At 61.6% G+C, this 20,144-nt stretch carries 15 protein-coding genes and 2 tRNA genes; 5 read left to right on the top strand and 12 right to left on the bottom strand.

Features of this window, described 5'->3' with window-relative positions:
* Positions 1 to 31: 31 nt before the first annotated feature.
* Positions 32 to 928, bottom strand: a complete 897-nt coding sequence (locus tag ACF07D_RS13775) for a DMT family transporter (RefSeq protein WP_391505283.1) — start codon at positions 926 to 928, stop codon at positions 32 to 34.
* 179 nt (positions 929 to 1,107) lie between these two features.
* Here ACF07D_RS13775 and ACF07D_RS13770 point away from each other — a divergent pair, with 179 nt between their 5' ends.
* Positions 1,108 to 1,857, top strand: a complete 750-nt coding sequence (locus ACF07D_RS13770) for a LysR family transcriptional regulator (protein WP_391505346.1) — start codon at positions 1,108 to 1,110, stop codon at positions 1,855 to 1,857.
* Between the two features lie 13 nt (positions 1,858 to 1,870).
* On the opposite strand, the gene mmsB is transcribed toward ACF07D_RS13770, so the two are convergent.
* The 4 genes from mmsB to ACF07D_RS13750 form a co-directional block, all read right to left on the bottom strand.
* Complete coding sequence (gene mmsB, locus ACF07D_RS13765; RefSeq protein WP_119285394.1) at positions 1,871 to 2,773, bottom strand: 3-hydroxyisobutyrate dehydrogenase; 903 nt, start codon at positions 2,771 to 2,773, stop codon at positions 1,871 to 1,873.
* Between the two features lie 36 nt (positions 2,774 to 2,809).
* Entirely contained in the window at positions 2,810 to 3,955 is a 1,146-nt protein-coding gene (locus ACF07D_RS13760; protein WP_391505282.1) for an acyl-CoA dehydrogenase family protein, read from the bottom strand.
* An 8-nt stretch (positions 3,956 to 3,963) separates the two neighbouring features.
* Complete coding sequence (locus tag ACF07D_RS13755; RefSeq protein ID WP_255808665.1) at positions 3,964 to 5,496, bottom strand: CoA-acylating methylmalonate-semialdehyde dehydrogenase; 1,533 nt, start codon at positions 5,494 to 5,496, stop codon at positions 3,964 to 3,966.
* A 206-nt stretch (positions 5,497 to 5,702) separates the two neighbouring features.
* Positions 5,703 to 6,347, bottom strand: coding sequence for a TetR/AcrR family transcriptional regulator (locus ACF07D_RS13750; RefSeq protein ID WP_391505281.1), 645 nt, complete (start codon positions 6,345 to 6,347; stop codon positions 5,703 to 5,705).
* Positions 6,348 to 6,451: 104 nt separating this feature from the next.
* On the opposite strand from ACF07D_RS13750, the gene ACF07D_RS13745 reads away from it, so the two are divergent.
* Positions 6,452 to 7,009, top strand: a complete 558-nt coding sequence (locus tag ACF07D_RS13745) for a VanZ family protein (protein WP_391505280.1) — start codon at positions 6,452 to 6,454, stop codon at positions 7,007 to 7,009.
* Here the strand turns inward: ACF07D_RS13745 and ACF07D_RS13740 are convergent.
* Both ACF07D_RS13740 and ACF07D_RS13735 read right to left on the bottom strand, forming a co-directional pair.
* Positions 6,977 to 8,113, bottom strand: a complete 1,137-nt coding sequence (locus ACF07D_RS13740; RefSeq protein WP_391505279.1) for a sensor histidine kinase — start codon at positions 8,111 to 8,113, stop codon at positions 6,977 to 6,979. The two genes, ACF07D_RS13745 and ACF07D_RS13740, sit on opposite strands and share 33 nt — an antisense overlap.
* Positions 8,094 to 8,783: a response regulator transcription factor gene (locus tag ACF07D_RS13735; protein ID WP_119285399.1), complete on the bottom strand. Its 690-nt coding sequence runs from the start codon at positions 8,781 to 8,783 to the stop codon at positions 8,094 to 8,096. The genes ACF07D_RS13740 and ACF07D_RS13735 overlap by 20 nt, the downstream gene beginning before the upstream one ends.
* Before the next feature lie 87 nt (positions 8,784 to 8,870).
* Between ACF07D_RS13735 and ACF07D_RS13730 the strand changes: the two genes are divergently transcribed.
* The 3 genes from ACF07D_RS13730 to ACF07D_RS13720 all read left to right on the top strand — a co-directional run bounded on the left by ACF07D_RS13730 (position 8,871) and on the right by ACF07D_RS13720 (position 14,640).
* A complete protein-coding gene (locus ACF07D_RS13730; RefSeq protein WP_391505278.1) occupies positions 8,871 to 9,554 on the top strand; it encodes a M15 family metallopeptidase in 684 nt (227 codons plus the stop codon).
* A 149-nt stretch (positions 9,555 to 9,703) separates the two neighbouring features.
* Positions 9,704 to 11,458 (top strand): AMP-binding protein, encoded by a 1,755-nt coding sequence (locus tag ACF07D_RS13725; RefSeq protein WP_391505277.1) that lies wholly within the window; start codon positions 9,704 to 9,706, stop codon positions 11,456 to 11,458.
* Entirely contained in the window at positions 11,455 to 14,640 is a 3,186-nt protein-coding gene (locus ACF07D_RS13720; RefSeq protein WP_391505276.1) for a carboxyl transferase domain-containing protein, read from the top strand. The genes ACF07D_RS13725 and ACF07D_RS13720 overlap by 4 nt, the downstream gene beginning before the upstream one ends.
* 263 nt (positions 14,641 to 14,903) lie before the next feature.
* Here ACF07D_RS13720 and ACF07D_RS13715 read toward each other — a convergent pair.
* From ACF07D_RS13715 to gyrB, 5 genes are all read right to left on the bottom strand, one after another.
* Positions 14,904 to 14,976 (bottom strand) — tRNA-Ala (locus ACF07D_RS13715).
* A gap of 45 nt (positions 14,977 to 15,021) precedes the next feature.
* Positions 15,022 to 15,095: transfer RNA gene (locus ACF07D_RS13710), tRNA-Ile, on the bottom strand.
* Between the two features lie 63 nt (positions 15,096 to 15,158).
* The gene (locus tag ACF07D_RS13705; RefSeq protein WP_119285402.1) at positions 15,159 to 15,566 is read right to left on the bottom strand and encodes a DUF3566 domain-containing protein; all 408 of its coding nucleotides are present in this window, start codon (positions 15,564 to 15,566) and stop codon (positions 15,159 to 15,161) included.
* Complete coding sequence (gene gyrA, locus ACF07D_RS13700) at positions 15,559 to 18,147, bottom strand: DNA gyrase subunit A (RefSeq protein ID WP_119285403.1); 2,589 nt, start codon at positions 18,145 to 18,147, stop codon at positions 15,559 to 15,561. Before gyrA ends, ACF07D_RS13705 begins: the two co-directional genes overlap by 8 nt.
* On the bottom strand, positions 18,125 to 20,116 hold the full coding sequence (gene gyrB, locus ACF07D_RS13695) for a DNA topoisomerase (ATP-hydrolyzing) subunit B (RefSeq protein WP_391505275.1): 1,992 nt from the start codon (positions 20,114 to 20,116) through the stop codon (positions 18,125 to 18,127). The genes gyrA and gyrB overlap by 23 nt, the downstream gene beginning before the upstream one ends.
* Positions 20,117 to 20,144: the final 28 nt, after the last annotated feature.

Below are 20,144 nucleotides of genomic sequence, written 5' to 3'. Positions count from 1 at the left end.
CTAGGAGCGGATTGCCCGCAGGCGAAGGAGGCTAGCGGCGAACTCGGACCGCGTTTGTCGAGGTGACAAGCACATTGCTCGCAACAACAAGACCGATACCGATGAGCTCGTGTGCAGTGAGCTGCTGACCGAGCAGCACAAGCCCGACGACCGCTGCCCACAACGGATGCATGCTCTGCAGCGTGCTGAACAGGCTTGCTGGCAGGAGCCTGAGCGCAACCACGTCGATCGAGAACGGCAACACTGACGAGGCAAGCGCACAGATTACCGCCAAGCCGAGCGCCCACAGCGGCGGAGGGTGTGCTGCGAACCACGCGATGGCTAGTGGGATCCAGATGACGCCCGAGATGAGGCTCGCCGTTGCGACTCCCTGCATCCCTGGCAACGTCTGACCGATGCGCCTGTTCAGCAAAATGTAGGCTGCCCACGCAGCCGCGGAGACGAGGCCGACCGCGACGCCGAGCAGGTCCGAAGTCGGGCCCGGGTTCACGAGCACAACCACTCCAACGACTGCAATGAGTCCGCCGAAAAGGTCAATGACTCTGCGCGCACTCAAGATCACGAGCGCGAGCGGCCCAAGGAACTCGAGTGTGATGGCGAGGCCCAGCCCCAGTCGCTCGATAGTGATGTACACCGAGGTATTCATGATGCTGAACACGAGCGCAAGGGCCGTCACCGCAAGCCAGTCCGAGCGCTTCATGGCGCGGAACTTTGGGCGGCCGACGGGCATGAGCACCGCTGCGGCGACGAGTTGCCTGACGGCGACAACGCCCACTGGTCCGATTGCTGGAAATGCGAGGGCGCCGGTTGCCGCGCCGAGTTGATTGCCGAGTGACGCGACCTGTGTCAGCGCCACCCCGCGGCTGAGCGCGGACGGGCCCCGCGGCCTCTGAGAGCCGTCCTGTAGGTGCATGCGCTGGGTCGTCACGGATCAACCATAGGGCGTCGGCTTCAATTCGCATTGTGCAAGTTTTGTTCGTTGCATACGCTTACCGTATGGAATGGTCACTGCGCGAACTTCGCTGCTTCGTCGTCGCCGCGACGTTTGGCACGATCACTGACGCAGCCGTCGAACTACACATCTCGCAAGCCTGAGCCTCCCGCGCAATCGCGGGCCTCGAACGGGCCCTCGGTCAGCGGGTTCTTCGTCGCGGGCGTCACGGCTGCGAGCCAACAGCGTTTGGCGAGGCGCTCCTTCCCCAAGCCCGTCGCCTCCTCGCACAGGTTGACGCTGTCAACACACTCGCCGCCCGCGAGCACGACAGACTGCGGCTTGGCTACGCCTGGTCAGCGCTCGGCAAGCACACAACCACGCTGCTGCGTGAATGGCGCTCAGACCAGCCGAGCATCGAGCTCCACTTCGAGCAACACTTCACGCCAACTTCAGGCCTCACCGAAGGCCGCTGCGACGTGGCCATCATGCGGAGCCCGCCGGATCCCACCAAGTTCTCAAGCGCCGTGATCGGACTCGAACGAAGGCACGCTGTGTTTTCAGCCGACGACCCCATCTGGGCGAAACGTCGCTCGCTCAGAATGCGGGAGTTCGCTGGGCGCACGGTTGCAGCCGAGCCGCGCTCAGGCACGACAAAGCGAGAACTCTGGGATGGCGGGCCCGCACCGGCGTCATTCATCACCGTTGCAGACACCGAAGACTGGCTCAACACACTCTCAGCGGGCGAGGCCGTTGGCGTGTCTGCCGAAGCGACGGCAGTTCATCATGCTCGAGCAGGCGTGCGTTTCATCCCGATCACCGACGCGCCGCGCATCGCAGTGCGGCTGGTCTGGTGGCGCGACGAGTCTCCAAGCGGCATCGAGGCCCTCGTCGAGCACACCACTCGGCTCTACGCGCGCGGATAGTCGCAGAGAGCCATCACTCCTGGCTCTCTGCGCGGATCGTGTTGATGATCCCAGAGAAGTCCTGCAGCGCTCCTGGCCCTGCCGCGAATTCTGCGTAACGCTCGTGTGCAAGCAGGCCGAGCCGCGCGTCGACCCCTGTGAGTGAGATCATCTGCTCAGCAAGCCCGAGGTCTTTCGCCATCAGGGAGCCCGCGAACCCAGGCTCGTAGTCGTTGTTTGCTGGGCTCGCCGGGACCGGGCCCGGCACGGGGCAATTCGTCGTCAGCGCCCAACACTGGCCCGAGGCGTTACTCGCAACATCGAAGAGCGCTTGATGTGACAGTCCGAGCCGCTCGCCGAGCACAAACGCCTCGGCGACAGCGATCTGTGAGATCCCGAGGATCATGTTGTTGCACACCTTGGCCGCCTGGCCAAGACCGGAACCGCCGCAGTGCACGATCCTGCCACCCATCGCCTCAAGTGCGGGGGCCGCTGCCTCAAAGTCAGCTCTCTCACCACCAACCATAAACGCGAGCGTTCCCTTCTCAGCGCCGACGACACCTCCTGAGACCGGCGCGTCGAGCGGGCGATGCCCCGCGGCGACGGCAAGTTCAGCAGCACGACGAGCCTCGTCAACTGCGATTGTTGAACAGTCAAGAAAGAGCGTGCCTGGGCGCGCCGCGCTGAGCAGCCCCGGCTCCTCGGAGCTCCCGTAGGCGGCGAGCACATGCTGTCCAGCTGGCAGCATTGTCAGCACAATATCTGCATCCGTCGCGGCAGCGACGGCAGATTCTGCAATGTCAACACCGGCAGCCCGAGCCGCCTCGCAGAGCTCAGGCACAAGGTCAAAACCGCGGACCGTGAATCCGGCGCCCACGAGGTTTGCCGCCATTGGCCGCCCCATGTGCCCGAGCCCAATAAACGCAATCGTTGTCATGTTCTCTCCTTTTGAACGCCAGTCGGCCCGTGCACGCTAGCGCTTCCCGCCTCGCAGCAGGTCACGTCCGATGATGGTTCGCATGATTTCGTTTGTTCCTTCGAGAATTTGGTGCACCCGTAGGTCCCGCACCACGCGCTCAATCCCGTACTCGTGCAAGTAGCCGTAGCCGCCGTGCAGCTGCAGCGCCTTATTGGCGGCGTCAAAGGCTGCGTCCGTCGCAAACCGCTTCGCGAGTGCGCATGCGACTGCGGTGTCACTCGCACCGCTGTCCATCTTGGCGGCGGCGCGCTCGAGCAGCGCCCTGCCAGCTTGGATGTCAGTCGCGATGTCGGCGAGCGTGAACACGATCGACTGGTTCGCCGCGAGAGGCGCACCGAACGCGTGGCGCTCTTGCACGTAGGCGATCGCCCGGTCGAGCGCCCACTGTGCGCCCCCAATCGAGCAGGCACCAATGTTGACTCGACCACCGTTGAGCCCGCGCATTGCGATGTGAAAGCCGTCACCTTCCTCACTCAGGCGGTTGGCGACTGGCACCCTGACGTCTTCGAAGATCACTTGGCGGGTGGGCTGCGCGTTCCAGCCCATTTTGTGCTCGTTCGGGCCGAAACTCAGGCCAGGAGTGTCTTTCTCGACAACGATCGTGCTGATTCCCGCCGGACCGGGCCCACCTGTCCGAGCCATCACTACGTAGACAGACGCGGCACCCGCACCGGAGATGAACTGCTTCGTTCCGTTCAAGACGTACTCGTCACCCTCGCGGCGAGCACTCGTTGTGATCGCGGCAGCGTCAGAGCCGGCGCCCGGCTCTGTCAGGCAATATGCGCCCAACTGCTGCATCGACACCATGCCGGGGAGCCAGCGTTCGCGCTGTTGCACCGAACCGAACGTGTCAATCATCCAGGCCGTCATGTTGTGGATCGAGATGTACGCAGCGACAGCGACGTCACCTTTCGCGAGTTCCTCGAAAATAGCGACAGCGTCGAGCCGCGAAAGCCCCGAACCGTACTCCTCGCGAACGTAGATGCCTCCGAGCCCGAGCTCCCCCGCAGCCGCCAGCGCCTCGATGGGGAAGATCTTTTGCGCGTCGCGTTCAGCCGCGAACGGTGCGAGCTGGGCGTTCGCGAAGCCGCGCACGGCCTCGACAAGCGCTTCGCGTTCTTCTGCGGCGGTATCCCTCATGGCGGCGCTCACTGCATCGTTGGGATGACGAAGCTTGCGCCCTCTTTTGCGCCCGACGGCCAACGGCTCGTGACTGTTTTCGTCTTCGTGTAGAAGCGGAACGCATCGGGTCCGTGCTGATTCAGGTCGCCAAAGCCAGACCGCTTCCAGCCCCCAAAGGTGTGATAGGCGATTGGCACTGGGATCGGTACATTCACGCCGACCATTCCGACGTTCACGCGGGCTGTGAAATCGCGAGCGGTGTCGCCGTCACGGGTGAAGATCGCAACACCGTTTCCATACTCGTGGTCGCTCGCAAGGGCAAGCGCTTCCTCGTAAGTCTCAGCGCGAGCCATCACCAGCACCGGGCCGAAGATCTCTTCAAGGTAGACCGTCATATCGGGGGTGACGTTGTCAAAGAGTGTCGGTCCGAGGTAGTAGCCGCCCTCATATCCCTCAACAACGTGGCCTCGACCGTCTGCGAGCAGCGTGGCACCCTCGTCGATTCCCAACTGAATGTAGTGTTCGACTCTCGCCTTGGCCTCCGCAGACACAAGCGGGCCGTAGTCAGCGGTCTCGTCGAGCGCCGGGCCGATCTTGAGGTCGCCGAGTCGCTCGACAAGCTTCGCCGCGAGCGCGTCAGCGGTTTCCTTGCCCACAGGAACAGCGACCGAGATCGCCATGCAGCGTTCACCTGCCGACCCGTACCCGGCCCCGATGAGGGCGTCTGCGACCTGGTCGAGGTCAGCGTCTGGCATCACGATCATGTGGTTCTTCGCACCTCCGAAACACTGAGCCCGCTTGCCCTCAGCTGCGGCAGTCTCGTAGATGTACTGCGCAATCGGCGTCGACCCGACAAACCCGATCGCACGCACTCGATCGTCGTGGAGCAGTGCGTCGACTGCTTCCTTGTCGCCATTCACGACGTTGAACACCCCAGGTGGCAGCCCCGCTTCAAGCAGAAGCTCCGCGATGCGCAGCGGCACGGACGGGTCGCGCTCAGAGGGCTTCAGGATGAACGAGTTGCCTGCCGCGAGGGCCGGTCCTGCCTTCCAGAGCGGAATCATCGCCGGGAAGTTGAACGGGGTGATGCCTGCGACGACGCCCAGAGGCTGACGCATCGAATAGACGTCGACGCCAGTGCCGACGCCAGTTGAGTAGTCCCCCTTCAGCAGGTGTGGCCCACCGACGGCAAACTCAATGACCTCGACGCCTCGCTGAATGTCGCCGATCGCGTCGGGTACTGTCTTGCCGTGTTCGCGCGAAAGGAGTTTTGCGAGCTCGGGTGTATCGCGGGCGATGAGGTCGAGAAAGCGCAGAAGCACACGCGCCCGGCGCTGCGGGTTGAGCGCTGCCCACTCGAGCTGCGCCTCAGCGGCATTGTCGATGGCAGCGGTGACTTCTGCCGTGCTTGCGAGCGGCACCCGCCCTTGCACGAGGCCAACGCTCGGATCATAGACGTCGCTGAACCTTCCCGATGTTCCGGCGACGTGCTCTCCATTGATGAAGTGGGTGAGCACTCGCGCTTCACCGGGATGTGGTGGGTGTGCGACAGTGGTCATTGGGCGCTCCTTCGGGCCAGGTGTCATCGACTCCCGGAGGCGCTCTTGTGGATTGCTCCCCGGTTACTGTGAGCGTAAACGAACGATCGTTCAAATACAACACGCACAGATTCACCTACCGTGTGCACGTATGCACACAGGGTCTTCTCACACGCTGCCACACCACACGCACACGCACACGCACGGTGATGGTCGTCGTGGCGCCGTCACCTCCGTGTCGCGAGCGCGCCCACCATGTCGAGCGACATTCGCGCGTACCGCTCAGCAAGGCCGTGGGGGCTGATGTCGCCATCGAGCCGATACCAGGTCGCAACGGCGATTCCCATGTTGATCATCCCGCGCGCGGCTTCTCGCGGGTACGGCGTGGTGAAGACCCCCAGACGAACGCCGTGCTCGACGACCTCGACGAAGAGCCGCTCCTGCTCGTCCCGCAGGGCGATTACTCGCTCGCGTCCTTGCCCCTCCAAGCAGTGAACCTCGGACGCTCCGACCCGAGCCTCCTCCTGGCGTACCGTGTGAAACTCGACCCAGGCGCGCACGAGGGCATCAAGCCTCGCTGCGGGATCATCCGCGGGAGCCGCGGCCACGCGAGCCCGAGTGCTCGCGAGCACGTCCTGCAACGTCATTGTCATGACAGCTTGGAGCAGGTCTTGCTTACTGCCGAAGTGATGGTAGATCCCAGCGAGTCCGATGTTCGCATCGGAGGCGATGTCACGCATCGACGCCCCAAAGTAGCCTTTCGCTGCGAAGCTCTTGAGCGCTGCGGCAATAACCGATGCCCGAGACTGCCCGTTGCGAGCCCTGCCACGCGGCACCCGATTCTCGGGGTTCGGTTCTTCGACACTAGTCACGCCATCACACTATCGCGCGAGCTGTCATGCGCCAGCCCGATGTTTCGTGAGCATATCGAAAACTCTGAACGCTCTCGCAACACCCCACACACTTGACTGGTGTCATGCTCGATACGACTCGCACACTGGGTTCCCCGACGCGACCGCGGAACTCTGCGCGTGCGCCGGGGGCGGCCGAGACCGTGCTCATCGCGGCGTTCAGCGCCTACCTGGCACTGCTCACCTGGGCAATCGTGTGGAAGCTACGGCTACCCCACATGGGCGACACCTTTTCCCCCGTGAAATGGGTTCCGTTCGCGCCCACCACGGTCTTCGGTCCGAGCGCGCCGTACGAGGTAGCGGCGAACTTCCTTGCATTTGTGCCGCTCGGCTTGCTGCTTGGAGCCCTCCGGCCCCGGCGCGCGTTGTGGGTTCGCGTGCTGCTCATTGCGGCGATCAGTGTGACCTACGAGACGCTGCAGTTTGTGCTCGCTGTTGGGGCCGCAGACGTCACCGACGTGCTCGTGAATACCGCTGGTGGCGCCGTGGGCCTCGCCCTTGTCGCGTGCGCTCGGACACACTCGAAGTTTGGCTCCCGTGCAGTACTGCAGCGGGCAAGTGGATTCGCACTACTTGTCGCGCTCGTCGGCTCAGCCTTCGCCGTCGTGTCTCTCGCCCAGTAGTCCTGCCACAGGTGAGGGGGCCAGAGGCAGGGCTATGCTCGCCACCAGGCCTCCGCCCGGCCGGGCACGCAGTGTCAGGGTTCCATCGTGCGCCTGGATGATGCTCTGTACGATCGCGAGCCCCAGCCCAACTCCCGAGTCGTCTGCTCGAGTTCGCTCATTCCCTCGCTGAAACGGCTCGGTGAGCGTCTCAACAAGCCCCTCACTCACGCGCGGACCCGTGTTCTCGACAGACAGCAGCGCACGACCGCCGGCCTCCCACGTCGTGATGGTGGAGTTCCCACTGGCAGGGAGATTATGCAGAATCGAGTTGAGAATGAGGTTGCTTGCGACCTGCAGGAGCAGTGCAGGCGACCCCGAGGCGAGCACCGGGTCGCCTGCGACCTCGATAGTGACCTTCCGGGACTCGGCACGCGGGAGGAGTGTCTCGACAGCCTCCTCAACGAGCAGTGAGAGATCAACTGCTTCATGAGTGAATCCGCGCCTCCCGCTTCGGCCAAGGAGCAGTAGCGCCTCAGTCAGCTCAACCGCCCTGGCGTTCACTGTCCACAGCCTGTCGACGAACTCCGGCGACACCCCGCTCGGATCTTTCCGTGCGACTTCGAGCATCGTCTGTGTGATCGCCAGGGGCGTGCGCAGTTCATGCGATGCATTTGCTGCGAACCGCTCCTGCTCAGCGACGTGAGCCTCGAGTCTGTCAAGCATCGCGTCGAACGCATCGGCGAGTTCGCGAAACTCGTCAGGTGCGCCCTCGAGCCTGATGCGCGCCCCAAGTGTCCCAGCGCTGACCTGCCTCGTGACTTTCGTCATTCGTTCGAGCGGTGCGAGCATCCGCCCTGCAAGAATCCACCCGCCAACGAGCCCGACAAGCAGTAGCAATGCCAGCACCAGGAGTGCGCGCGGCACGAACGCGCGAATGAGGTCGTCACGGCCAGGAAAGAACTCGTGGTTGTTCCAGATCGCATCTGGCGGAACGTAGCGCAGCAGAAACGCCCAGACGACAGCGAGCAGCAGTGCACCTGTCACGAGCAGGAAGCCGGCGTAGCTGAGCGTGAGCCTCAGCCTCGCGCTGGCACCGCGCGCGCTATTCTGCCGCGGCTGCATCTTTCCCCGCACTCTCGTCGATACGATAGCCGACGCCCGGCACTGTCGCGATGATTGCTGGCTCGCCGATCCGCTTGCGCAGAGCCGAGACTGTGATTCGCACCGCGTTTGTAAAAGGATCAGCGTTCTCGTCCCATGCGCGTTCGAGGAGCTCCTCGGCGCTCACCACGCCGCCCTCCGCGGCGACAAGAACCTCGAGCACTGCGAACTGTTTGCGTGTGAGCGCTACATACCGCCCGTCTCGGTACACCTCTCGACGAAACGGGTCAACGCGAAGCCCCGCGATCTCACGCACTGGTGGCCTGTGGTGCGCGCGTCGACGATCGAGCGCCCGGAGGCGAAGCACTAGTTCTTGCAACTCGAAGGGCTTGGTGAGGTAGTCGTCTGCCCCAAGCTCAAAACCGGACGCCTTGTCATCGAGCCTGTCTGCCGCGGTGAGCATCAGAATAGGCATGCCACTGCCCGAGCGTACGATTGTCGCAGCAACATCGTCGCCACTCGGACCGGGAATATCGCGGTCGAGCACCGCGATGTCGTACTCGTTCACGCTCAGTAGCTCAAGCGCCGTGTCGCCGTCGTTCGCGATGTCGGCGGCGATTGCCTCGAGACGGAGACCATCGCGGATCGCCTCGGCCAGGAAGGGCTCGTCTTCGACGATCAGGACACGCATGTCTCTATCGTACGAAGCGCTGCATATGCGCAGCGTATCGAAAACGCAATACGCTCCGACAACCGGCAACCGTGTGGACTAGGTTTCATGCGATACACAGTTGCCGAGCTGAGATTCCGCCGACTGAGGATCCCCGTTCTCGTTGTGGGCGCAGTTGCCGCCACGGTTGCGGCGGGATTCATCATCGTCGAGGGGATCGACGGCGATGGCAGGCCCTTTGGAGCTGAGACACCGGCTCACGCAGACAGCTTGTCTTCTCTCGACGCAGAATCAACTCCACAGCAGCCAGCTGCGGCACAGCATGAAGAAGCGGCCGCAGGGCCGGACGATGTGCCCCCGTCGGGAGACCTGCCGAATGGCACGAGTGTCTTTGCGACTGGCTTTCACGGGATCGAGGGACTCGACCCAGGTCTTCTCGCGACGCTACGGCAAGCGTCCAGCGACTCCGGCATCGAGTTCACAGTTACTAGCGGATGGCGGTCCGCAGCGGACCAACAGCAGCTCCTTTCCGAGGCCATCTCCGAGTACGGCTCCGAAGCGGAGGCAGCGCGCTGGGTAGCCACACCAGAGTCCTCGGCACACGTGCTTGGCGACGCTGTCGATCTCGGCCCGATGGAAGCGACAGCATGGCTTGCCAAATACGGCTCCGAGTACGGCCTGTGCAAGCTCTACGAGAATGAGCCCTGGCACTTCGAGATCGTTGACGGTGCCCAGGCAGCTGGCTGCCCCGCGCCGCTTCCGGATCCAAGCTACGATCCACGACTGAACTAGGGGCAACAGACGCTGATTGCGCGCCTACTGAAGCGGTATCCCTGAGGCAGACATTGAGCAATCCCTTGAGTTTCTCGACACTCGCGGGTAGGAAAGAACCAAGGGGATGCACCCACGGCGGGGAGTTATACGATCCCTGAGGAGTGGCAATGACGCCAAGAACAACGCTTTGGAACGAGGCCGCGATCGCTCTCGCCGCCAGGCGCACCCTGTGGCCAGCAACGGTCGCCAGAGAGTTTATCGACCCAGATCCGGCAGCGGGTCTCAATGACTACCTCCGACGGTGGGCCCGTGAGCGGCCCCAGACCACCGCGATTCACTTCTACGGGACTGATATTTCCTATGCCGACCTTGAGCGCAGCGCAGGCGCGTTCGCAGGTTGGTTGCTCGCGCAGGGCGTTGCTCAGGGTGACAGGGTAGGTGTGTACCTTGGCAACTGCCCACAACTGACCATTGCGATGCTCGGCATCTTGCGCATCGGCGCCGTCTACGTTCCCATCAATCCGATGTTCAAAGCACGCGAACTCGCCTACGAGCTCGCAGATTCGGGCGCATCTGTGCTGCTCGCCGATCCTGCTCTCGTCGGCGTCGTCGAGACAGCTCGAGCGATCCCGTCGGAGGTACTTGCCGGTGCCGCCCACGAAAGAGTACACCCCACGATGCGCGTCGCCTACACGCAGCTTGGTGACATGCTGCTCGCTCCCCCAACACCGCCGCCACCATTCCCCGATGCGCATGGCGGGGTACCGAGCGACTGGTCGTCAATCATGGCTACGAGCCCCGTCGCTCCGATTCGCTGCGACCGTGAAGCACTCGCTGCGCTGAACTATACCGGAGGCACAACTGGGATGCCCAAGGGCTGCGAGCATACGGAAGGTCACATGGTCTACACGGCGCTCAGCACACTCCAAGGCCAGGGGCGGGAACCCGGGACGGTCAGCGCGCAAACTGGCAAGGCGCATGTGTCGCTCGGCTTCCTCCCGATGTTCTGGATAGCGGGTGAGGACATGGGTATGCTGAATCCACTCATCGATGGTTCCACGGTCGTAATAATGACTCGCTGGAATGCCGAGAGTGCACTCGCCCTTATTGAGCGCGAGAAGGTGACCTGGGTCGCAGCGCAGGCTGACAATTACGTCGAGATGCTGGATACGCCTCGCTTCGCGAAGACCGACACCTCGTCGCTCGAGGAGTGTGTGGCAATCTCATTCGTGCGAAAACTCGACTGCGAGCTGCGTGAGCAGTGGCTCACCGCAACCGGTGTTGTGCTTCATGAGGCCTCCTACGGAATGACCGAGACCCACACCGCAGATACGTTCACCTTCGGCCTCCACATCAATAGCCAGGATCTCCGCGCTAAACCGACCTACTGCGGCTACCCGGTGCCCGGGACCGCGATCGTGGTCGTCGACGAAGACCTGGACCCTGTCGATGTCGGCGTCCCTGGCCAGATCCTTGTACGTTCTCCCTCGGTGTTGCGCGCCTACTACAAGAAGCCGGAGGCAACCCGAAACGCCATCGTCGATGGGTGGCTGCTCACGGGTGATGCAGGCCAGTTCGATGATTACGGTGGACTCTCATATCTCGCCCGCAGCAAAGAGATGATCAAAGTGAACGGCATGAGTGCCTTCCCCACGGAGATCGAGTCGCTCATGATGTCGCACCCGCACATTGAGCGGGTCGCCGTTGTACCCCGTGAGGATGCTGACTCGGGCCAGCGCCCTGTCGCATTCGTCCAGCTACGCGCGCAGGTCCAGGTCTCCGCGGGGAGTATCGGCGTGTGGGCGAAGGAACAGATGGCGACCTACAAGGTGCCAGAGATTGTCCTCGTTGATTCGATGCCGATGACCGCGACTGGGAAGATACGCAAGGTCGACCTGATGAAGCAGGTCGCTGCAAAGTGACATCGCTACTTATTGCGAATCGCGGAGAGATCGCAGTGCGCATCATTCGTGCGGCACGCGACCTCGGTCTTTCGACAGTTGCCATCTATTCCCTCGACGACGCAGACAGCATGCACGTTCGGTTCGCAGACACAGCGGTCGAGCTGCCCGGTTCTGGCCCGGCCGCTTATCTTGACGGGCCGGCGATCATTGCTACTGGACGCCGGGCGGGTGCCACACTCGTTCACCCTGGATACGGATTTCTCTCAGAATCTGCTGACTTCGCCCGAGCGTGTGCCGATGCTGGGTTCACGTTCCTCGGTCCCTCCCCTGACGCTCTACTCACCGCCGGCAGCAAGACCGCAACGCGTGACCTCGCCATAGCTCTCGGCATTCCGGTGCCCGAGGCGACGGCCGTACTCACATCGTCAGATGCTGCGCTCGAGCTGCTTTCGCGGTATCCCGAAGGTATAGCGCTCAAGGCCGTAGCCGGCGGGGGCGGACGCGGCATCGCGATTGTCACTGATGCACACGACCTTCCTGCGGCCCTCACCCGCTGCCGGTCAGAGGCACTGCATGGTTTTGGAGACGATCGCGTCTTCGCCGAGCGACTCATTCACGGGGCGCGTCACATCGAGGTCCAGGCCATTGGAGCGGCAGGCGGCGTTCGCACTCTTGGGGATAGAGATTGCTCACTACAGCGCAGGCGTCAGAAGCTCATCGAGATCGCTCCCGCACCGCGACTCGACGAGTCGGTTCGCGAGGCCATTCATGACGCCGCCTGGCGGCTACTGACCGCGATTGACTTCACCTCGCTTGCAACAGTCGAGTTCCTCGTGAACGGCTCAGAGTGGGTACTTCTCGAGGTCAACCCCCGCATCCAAGTTGAACATCCAGTTACTGAAGCCACCACCGGTGTGGATCTTGTCGCGTGCCAGATCGAGATAGGCCTGGGGAGTTCGCTCGACGAGCTTGAACTCCCTCCTGCTAGCCTGGACGCCGCAGCCGGAGGTTACGCCGTCGAGCTCCGGGTTGCGGCGGAGACAATGGATGGCGAAGGAACACCGCAGCCCGCCGCCGGTGTCGTTCGCCACCTCGGCCTTCCCACTGGGCTGGGCATCCGGATTGACACGTGGGTGCGGCCGGGCAGTCGGGTCAGCACGAGATACGACACCCTACTTGCGAAGGTCATCGTTTCTGGCCGTGACGTTGCGACGCTGAAGCGACGGGCGCAAGCGGCGCTCTCGGAGTTCGAATGCACCGGTGTCGCGACAAACGCCGCGTTCCTCATGGCCGTGCTTTCGCGCGCGACTCTCGGTGAGAGCACGACCCGGTGGGTCGATGATCACTTGCCGGAGTTGCTCGATTCGGCGTCGGGAGAGAAGATTCCCCCGCTCGATACTCGCGATGATTCCCGCGACCGGAAGGAACCCTGGAGCTCTCGGTATGCACAGCAGGCTGAGCCCCCCGTTGTGCTCGAAGCTGGCGAACAAGTCGTCGTGTCTCCAGTCACTGGAACGGTGGTCTCCCTCGAGGAGACTCCTGGCGAGCTTGGGCTCATTGAAGCAATGAAGATGCATCACGCCATCTCCTCGCCGCCCTATGACGCCGCACGGGCTCTTGTCGAGGTCGGCGATCAGGTAGCCAGCGGCCAGGCGGTGTTCGCAATCGTTCCTGCGGAGAAGGAGCATCTCCCCCAAACGAACCAGACAAGTACACCCCATCCGGGCATCACAGAGGTGCTCGAGCGCCATGCGAACGCCATCGACGACGCGCGCCCTGAGGCCATTGCGGCCGTCCACGCGCGGGGTCGCCGCACAGCCCGAGAGAATCTTGGCGATCTCCTCCTTCCCGGATCGTTCGTTGAGTACGGGCCCTTGGCAATCGCGGCCCAGACCGCACGTCGAGAGGTCTCAGAGCTCATCAAGAACACGAGTGGCGACGGAATCGTCGGGGGCATTGGCCACGTCAAGACGCCGGTGGGCTCGCGTCAAGCGGTCGTGATGAGCTACGACTACATGGTTATGGCAGGCACACAGGGTGCCCGGGGCCACGCCAAGACTGATCGACTCCTGCAAGTTGCCGCAGCCAAACGGCTCCCCGTGATTCTGTTTGCCGAGGGCGGCGGAGGGCGCCCCGGTGACACCGACATTGCGCCAGGATCGCATCTTGGCGTGCAGACTTTCGCCGCATTCGCTTCGCTCAAGGGAAAAGTCCCCATCGTGACGATCGTCTCTGGCCGGTGCTTCGCTGGGAATGCCGCACTTGCCGGTCTGGGCGACCTCATTATCGCCACTGAGGACGCAAACATCGGGATGGGTGGGCCCGCAATGATTGCAGGCGGAGGGCTTGGCGAATGGTCCGCCGAGGACATTGGACCTGCCTCGCAGCACGCGCGCACCGGAGCAATAGATCTCTTAGTCCCGGACGACGCTGCTGCTGTTCAAGCTGCGCAATCGTTTCTGGCGTACTTAGGCGATCGAAGCGATTCATTCTCCGAACCTGATCCAACCGCTGCTGCCTTAGCTGTGCCTCACGATAGGCTCCGCGCCTTCAGTATGCGTGCAACCATTGAAAGCGTCGTTGACATCGGCTCCTTCTTTGAGGTTCGCGAAATTGCTGCGCCTGGCGCAATTACAGCTCTTGCGAGAGTCGAGGGACGTGCCGTTGCGATTATCGCAAACAACAATCAGCACCTGGGTGGCGCGATTGACGTCGAGGCAGCGCGTTCGTTTGTCGAGCATCTGACCTTTGCCGAAGCGCACGGCATTCCTGTCGTGTCATTCATCGATACACCGGGCTTCATGGTGGGACCTGCGGCGGAGGAAGAGCCAGGAGTGAAGGTATTTGGTGGATTGTTCGCTGCCGGGGCGCGGCTCAGTGTGCCAGTAGGAGTGATCATCATTCGAAAGAGTTATGGCCTTGGAGCTATGGCCATGGCGACGGGATCCCTTCGCGAGAGCCAATTCACGGTGGCCTGGCCGAGCGGAGAGCTTGGGGCGATGGGTCTCGAGGGCGCAGTCAGGCTGGGATACGCCAAAGAACTCGCCACGGCTTCGAGCTCGCAGGATCGCGACAGGCGCTTCTCAGAGCTATTGGCAGATCTCTACGAGGAGGGACGCGCGTTGAGTGCTGCAATGGTCTTCGACATCGACGACGTCATCGACCCTGGCGACACCAGGCGATGGATTGCAACGCTCTAGGAGCTGCGAGACGTCATTCCCCGGCGAGCCTTCCCCAGTCGAATATGCACGACTGTTGAAGGCCCGGGCGTGTCGAATGCACAGTTTGTGCATTGAACTGCTGCGGGGTTCCTCTCGGGCACTTCAGAAGAAGTTTTGGAAAATGGCCGCTGAAATCCACGCTTCGGCGTGTCGCGTAGATCGGGGAAACCAGGCAAAACTCGGGCCCTCTCACACAACAAGAAATGCCCCGCCGTAAGGCGAGGCATTTCTTGTATTTGTTGTGGATCCTGGGAGAATCGAACTCCCGACATCCTGCTTGCAAAGCAGGCACTCTACCAACTGAGTTAAGGACCCGTTGTGAATAACACTACCGGTTTTCGCCGATTTTGTGAAATTCAGTGGGGCTACCAGGACTTGAACCTGGGACCTCTTCATTATCAGTGAAGCGCTCTAACCACCTGAGCTATAGCCCCTTGACCAAGAGACAACATTACCGGTTCCGGACGAGAATGCGAAATCGAGTTGCCTCTTTTGGCCTAATTACTCGAAAAACCGAGCTGGAATCCGCCGAGAACACGCACGAGCAGGTTGTACACGAGCGATCCGATGGCTCCAAGCGCCGTACCGACGATCGTGTTGAGCACGCCTACGACGACAGAGAAGAACGCGACCTGCGGGAAACCGATGAAGTTCATCAAACTGTTCTCTTCGCCAACGATATCCATGAAGAGCGCATCAATGCGCCCGAAGACTCCGGTCGTCTGCAGCACAACGTAGACCAGAATCGCAGTCACGATCCCGACAATGGCAAGACAAATGGATACGAGGAAAGAGAACTTCACCGCCGACCAGAAGTCGACGTAGACGAGCTTCAAGCGAACCTGCTTCGCGGGTGCTTTCTTGCGAGTCTTCTTCGCAAGCCGGTCTGCGACTGTGTTACTCATTCACGTCTTCCTTCTCTACGGAGTTCTCCGCGTCGGACTCCTCCGAGTCCCCATCGTCGATACCGCGTTCGGCGTTTCGGGCGATCCCAATAATACGATCCCCTTCTGGGAAGCGAGCGAACACCACTCCCATGGTGTTGCGTCCCTTCGCCGGCACCTCTGCGACGCCGGATCGAACAACCTTACCGCTCGCCAGTACGACGAGCACTTCGTCGCCTTCGTCCACGATGAAGCCGCCCGCAAGATCTCCACGCGTCTCGTCAAGCTTCGCGACCTTAATGCCGTAACCGCCGCGCTGCTGGACCCTGTATTCGCTGACTGCTGTGCGCTTCGCGTAGCCGCCCTCGGTGACGACGAAGACGTAGCCCTCGTCGTCGCTGAGCCGAGATGCTGCAAGCAGTGCGTCCCCGTCACGGAAGTTCATGCCTCGTACGCCGCTCGTCGACCGACCCATTGGGCGAAGTGCCTGATCAGTTGCGGTAAATCGCACCGACATGCCCTGTCGTGAGATCAGCAGAATGTCGTCATCTGCACCCGCGATGAGAGCCTGGACGAGCTCGTCCCCTTCACGGAGCTTGATCGCGATGATGCCGCCAGTACGGTTTGTGTCGTACTCGGTAAGCGGTGTCTTCTTGACAAGACCATCGCGTGTCGCGAGCAGCAGGTAGCTCGCGTCGTCATACTGCCGCAGGTCGAGGATTTGTGTGACCTGCTCGTCGGGAGCGAGGGCCAACAGGTTCGCAAGGTGCTGGCCCTTCGCGTCACGGCCACCCTCTGCAACCTCGTACGCCTTCGCGCGATAGACCCGGCCGGTGTTCGTGAAGAACAGTAGCCAGTGATGGGTTGTCGTGACAAAGAAGTGTTCGACGATGTCGTCAGCGCGCAGCTGTGCGCCGCGGACGCCCTTGCCGCCGCGGTGTTGCGACCTGTAGTTGTCGATTCGCGTTCGTTTGACGTATCCGCCGCGAGTGACGGTAATGACCATCTCTTCTTCGGGAATGAGGTCTTCCATCGACATGTCACCGTCGTAACCGTGCAGAATCGTCGTTCGGCGGTCATCACCGTACCGAGTCACGAGCTCGTCGAGCTCCTCAACGATAATTCCACGCTGCTGCTCAGGCGATGCGAGGATGCCCTCGTACTCCTTGATCTGAGCTTCGAGCTTGGCGGCGAGGTCGAGAATCTTTTGTCGTTCAAGCGCTGCCAGTCGGCGGAGCTGCATCGCGAGGATCGCGTCGGCCTGAATCTGGTCGACACCGAGCAGGCTCATGAGCCCCTCCCGCGCGTCATCAACCGTCGAAGAACGCCTGATCAGAGCGATAACTTCGTCGAGCGCGTCGAGTGCCTTGAGGTAGCCGCGCTGAATGTGAGCTTCAGCCTCGGCCTTCTGCAGACGGAACTGGGTGCGCCGAACGATGATCTCAATCTGGTGCTTCACCCAGTAGGTGATGAAGCCATCGATGGCGAGAGTTCGAGGGACACCGTCCACAATGGCAAGCATGTTCGCGCCAAAGTTCTCTTGCAACTGCGTGTGCTTGTAGAGATTGTTCAGCACAACCTTCGGGATCGCGTCACGCTTCATCACGATGACAAGACGCTGGCCGGTGCGGCCACTTGTCTCATCACGAATGTCTGCGATGCCCTGGACTTTGCCTTCCTTCACAAGGTCGGCAATCTTCACGGCAAGGTTGTCTGGGTTGACCTGATACGGCAACTCAGTCACAACGAGGCATGTGCGCCCCTGGATTTCCTCGATGTTCACAACCGCGCGCATCTTGATGGAGCCGCGCCCCGTGCGATAGGCGTCGCGGATGCCGCTGGTTCCAAGAATTTGTGCGCCAGTTGGGAAGTCGGGGCCGCTGATGCGCTCCATGAGCGCCTCAAACAGCTCTTCGCGAGTCGCCTCGGGGTGCTCGAGATGCCACTTTGCCCCCGCTGCAACCTCTCGAAGGTTGTGCGGGGGAATATTTGTCGCCATGCCGACTGCAATACCGACAGAGCCGTTCACGAGCAGGTTTGGAAAACGCGCTGTGAGCACCGTCGGCTCTTGCGTGCGGCCGTCGTAGTTGTCCTGGAAATTGACTGTATCTTCGTCAATATCCCGCACCATCTCCATGGCAAGTGGAGACATTTTGGTCTCGGTGTAACGGTGCGCAGCTGCACCATCGTTGCCCGGCGAACCAAAGTTGCCCTGACCAAGCGCGAGCGGGTATCGCAGTGACCACGGTTGCACGAGGCGAACGAGTGAGTCGTACACTGCCGTGTCGCCGTGCGGGTGGAACTGGCCCATGACGTCACCGATGACACGGGTGCACTTCGAGAATGCCTTGTCTGGGCGGTATCCACCGTCGTACATCGTGTAAATCACACGGCGGTGCACGGGCTTGAGCCCGTCACGCACGTCTGGCAGGGCCCGCCCGACGATAACGCTCATCGCGTAATCGAGGTACGAGCGCTGCATCTCGACGTTGAGTTCCACCTGGTCGATGCGACCGTGATTCGGCTCGACCTGTGGCTCGGCCTGGGCCTCGTCGGCCACGTCTTCTGGTGTGGTGTTTTCAGATGTCAAGGAAGCGCACATCCTTCGCGTTCTGCTGAATAAAGCTGCGGCGTGCCTCTACGTCTTCACCCATCAGCGTGGAGAAGACCTCATCAGCAATAGCCGCATCGTCCATGGTGACCTGCAGTAGCGTGCGGGTCTCCGGGTTCATCGTGGTATCCCACAACTCTTCGTGGTTCATCTCGCCAAGGCCCTTGTATCGCTGGACACCGCTCTCCTTCTGGAGGCGGCGGCCAGAGGCCGCGCCAGCCTCGAGCCGTTCGTCGCGCTCGGCGTCGCTGTAGACATACTCATGTTCTGCGTTCGTCCATTTGATGCGGTAGAGCGGAGGCTGAGCGAGGAAGACATAGCCGAGGTCGATGAGCGGGCGCATGTACCTGAAGAGGAGAGTGAGGAGGAGCGTCGTGATGTGCTGGCCGTCGACGTCAGCGTCGGCCATCAGGACGATCTTGTGGTACCTGACTTTCTCAGGATCAAACTCCTCGGCGATGCCCGCACCGAAGGCAGTAATCATCGCTTGTACCTCGGCGTTCCCAAGCGCACGGTCAAGACGGGCCTTCTCGACGTTCAGGATCTTGCCTCTGAGTGGGAGAATTGCCTGCGTTTCTGGGTTTCGGCCGGTCTTGGCCGAGCCACCGGCGGAGTCGCCCTCCACAATAAAGATCTCGGAGACAGTGGGGTCCTTGCTCGTGCAATCTGAGAGCTTGCCTGGCATTCCACCTGACTCAAGCAGGCCCTTTCGACGGGCTGTCTCGCGCGCCTTTCGCGCTGCAAGGCGGGCGGAGGCGGCCTGAATGGACTTACGGATAATGTCTTTCGCAGGGCCTGGGTTGCGTTCGAACCAGTCTCCGAGCTGATCGCCGACGACCTTCTGGACGAACGCCTTGGCTTCGGTGTTTCCGAGCTTGGTTTTTGTCTGCCCCTCGAACTGGGGCTCGCCAAGCTTCACCGAGACCACCGCGGTGAGTCCCTCTCGAACATCCTCCCCCGACAGATTGTCATCCTTCTCCCGAAGGATGTTCTTCTCTCGAGCGTATCGATTCACAAGCGTTGTGAGCGCCGCTCTGAATCCTTCTTCGTGAGTGCCACCCTCGTGAGTGTTGATCGTGTTCGCGTAGGTGTGGACGCTCTCGGAGTAGGAAGTCGTCCACTGCATCGCGACCTCAGCAGAGATCTTGCGCTCCGGATCCTCGAGTTCAAACGAAATAATTTCTTCGTTCACAAGCTCGGCACGTTTGGCTGTGTTGAGGTGCTGCACGTAATCTTCGATGCCACGTTCATACATGAACTCGTCAGAAGGTGCCTTGGGCTCAACGAGCTCGCCGCTTTCGTTCTCGACGGGTTCCTGTGGCCGCTCATCTGTGAGCGTGATCTTCAGGCCCTTGTTCAGGAAGGCCATTTGCTGGAACCGGGTCCGAAGCGTCTGGTAGTCGAACTCAATGGTCTCGAAAATCTCAGCGCTCGGCCAGAACGAGATCGACGTGCCCGTCTGCTCTGTAGGTTCTCCCTGCGCGAGAGGCGCGTCTGGGACCGAATTGGTGAAGGACATGTTCCACGTGAAACCTTGTCGCATAACCGAGACGTCAAATCGTGTGGAGAGCGCGTTCACAACTGACGAGCCAACGCCGTGAAGTCCACCGGAGACCGCGTAGCCCCCGCCGCCAAACTTTCCGCCCGCGTGGAGTACCGTAAGTACAACCTCCACAGTCGATCGTCCCTCAGTGGGGTGCATGTCGACGGGGATACCGCGACCGTTATCAACAACACGCACTCCCCCGTCGTTCAGGATCGTGACGTTGATCGTATCGCAATGCCCAGCCAGCGCCTCATCCACTGAGTTGTCTACGATCTCGTAGACAAGGTGATGAAGACCACGTGGACCGGTCGAGCCGATATACATACCGGGCCGCTTGCGGACGGCTTCGAGTCCCTCAAGGACCTGGATCTCTCCAGCGCCGTATTCTTCAGCCGCAGTTTGTTCTAAAGTCATTTTCTAATGCACACTCTCCCGGATAACC

The organism is Leucobacter sp. NPDC015123 (genome assembly GCF_043080205.1).
GTDB classification, from domain to species: domain Bacteria; phylum Actinomycetota; class Actinomycetes; order Actinomycetales; family Microbacteriaceae; genus Leucobacter; species Leucobacter aridicollis_A.
The sequence above is the reverse complement of the archived record's forward strand: the minus strand, read 5'-3'. Positions and strand labels throughout refer to the sequence as shown.

Bases quoted from the DNA above. Each gene is read 5' to 3' on its own strand.
- mmsB (WP_119285394.1), bottom strand. From the start codon at position 2,773: ATGACAACGATTGCGTTTATTGGGCTCGGGCACATGGGGCGGCCAATG.
- ACF07D_RS13760 (WP_391505282.1), bottom strand. From the start codon at position 3,955: ATGAGGGATACCGCCGCAGAAGAACGCGAAGCGCTTGTCGAGGCCGTG.
- ACF07D_RS13755 (WP_255808665.1), bottom strand. From the start codon at position 5,496: ATGACCACTGTCGCACACCCACCACATCCCGGTGAAGCGCGAGTGCTC.
- ACF07D_RS13745 (WP_391505280.1), top strand. From the start codon at position 6,452: ATGCTCGATACGACTCGCACACTGGGTTCCCCGACGCGACCGCGGAAC.
- ACF07D_RS13740 (WP_391505279.1), bottom strand. From the start codon at position 8,113: ATGCAGCCGCGGCAGAATAGCGCGCGCGGTGCCAGCGCGAGGCTGAGG.
- ACF07D_RS13735 (WP_119285399.1), bottom strand. From the start codon at position 8,783: ATGCGTGTCCTGATCGTCGAAGACGAGCCCTTCCTGGCCGAGGCGATC.
- ACF07D_RS13730 (WP_391505278.1), top strand. From the start codon at position 8,871: ATGCGATACACAGTTGCCGAGCTGAGATTCCGCCGACTGAGGATCCCC.
- ACF07D_RS13725 (WP_391505277.1), top strand. From the start codon at position 9,704: ATGACGCCAAGAACAACGCTTTGGAACGAGGCCGCGATCGCTCTCGCC.
- ACF07D_RS13705 (WP_119285402.1), bottom strand. From the start codon at position 15,566: ATGAGTAACACAGTCGCAGACCGGCTTGCGAAGAAGACTCGCAAGAAA.
- gyrA (WP_119285403.1), bottom strand. From the start codon at position 18,147: ATGTGCGCTTCCTTGACATCTGAAAACACCACACCAGAAGACGTGGCC.
- gyrB (WP_391505275.1), bottom strand. From the start codon at position 20,116: ATGACTTTAGAACAAACTGCGGCTGAAGAATACGGCGCTGGAGAGATC.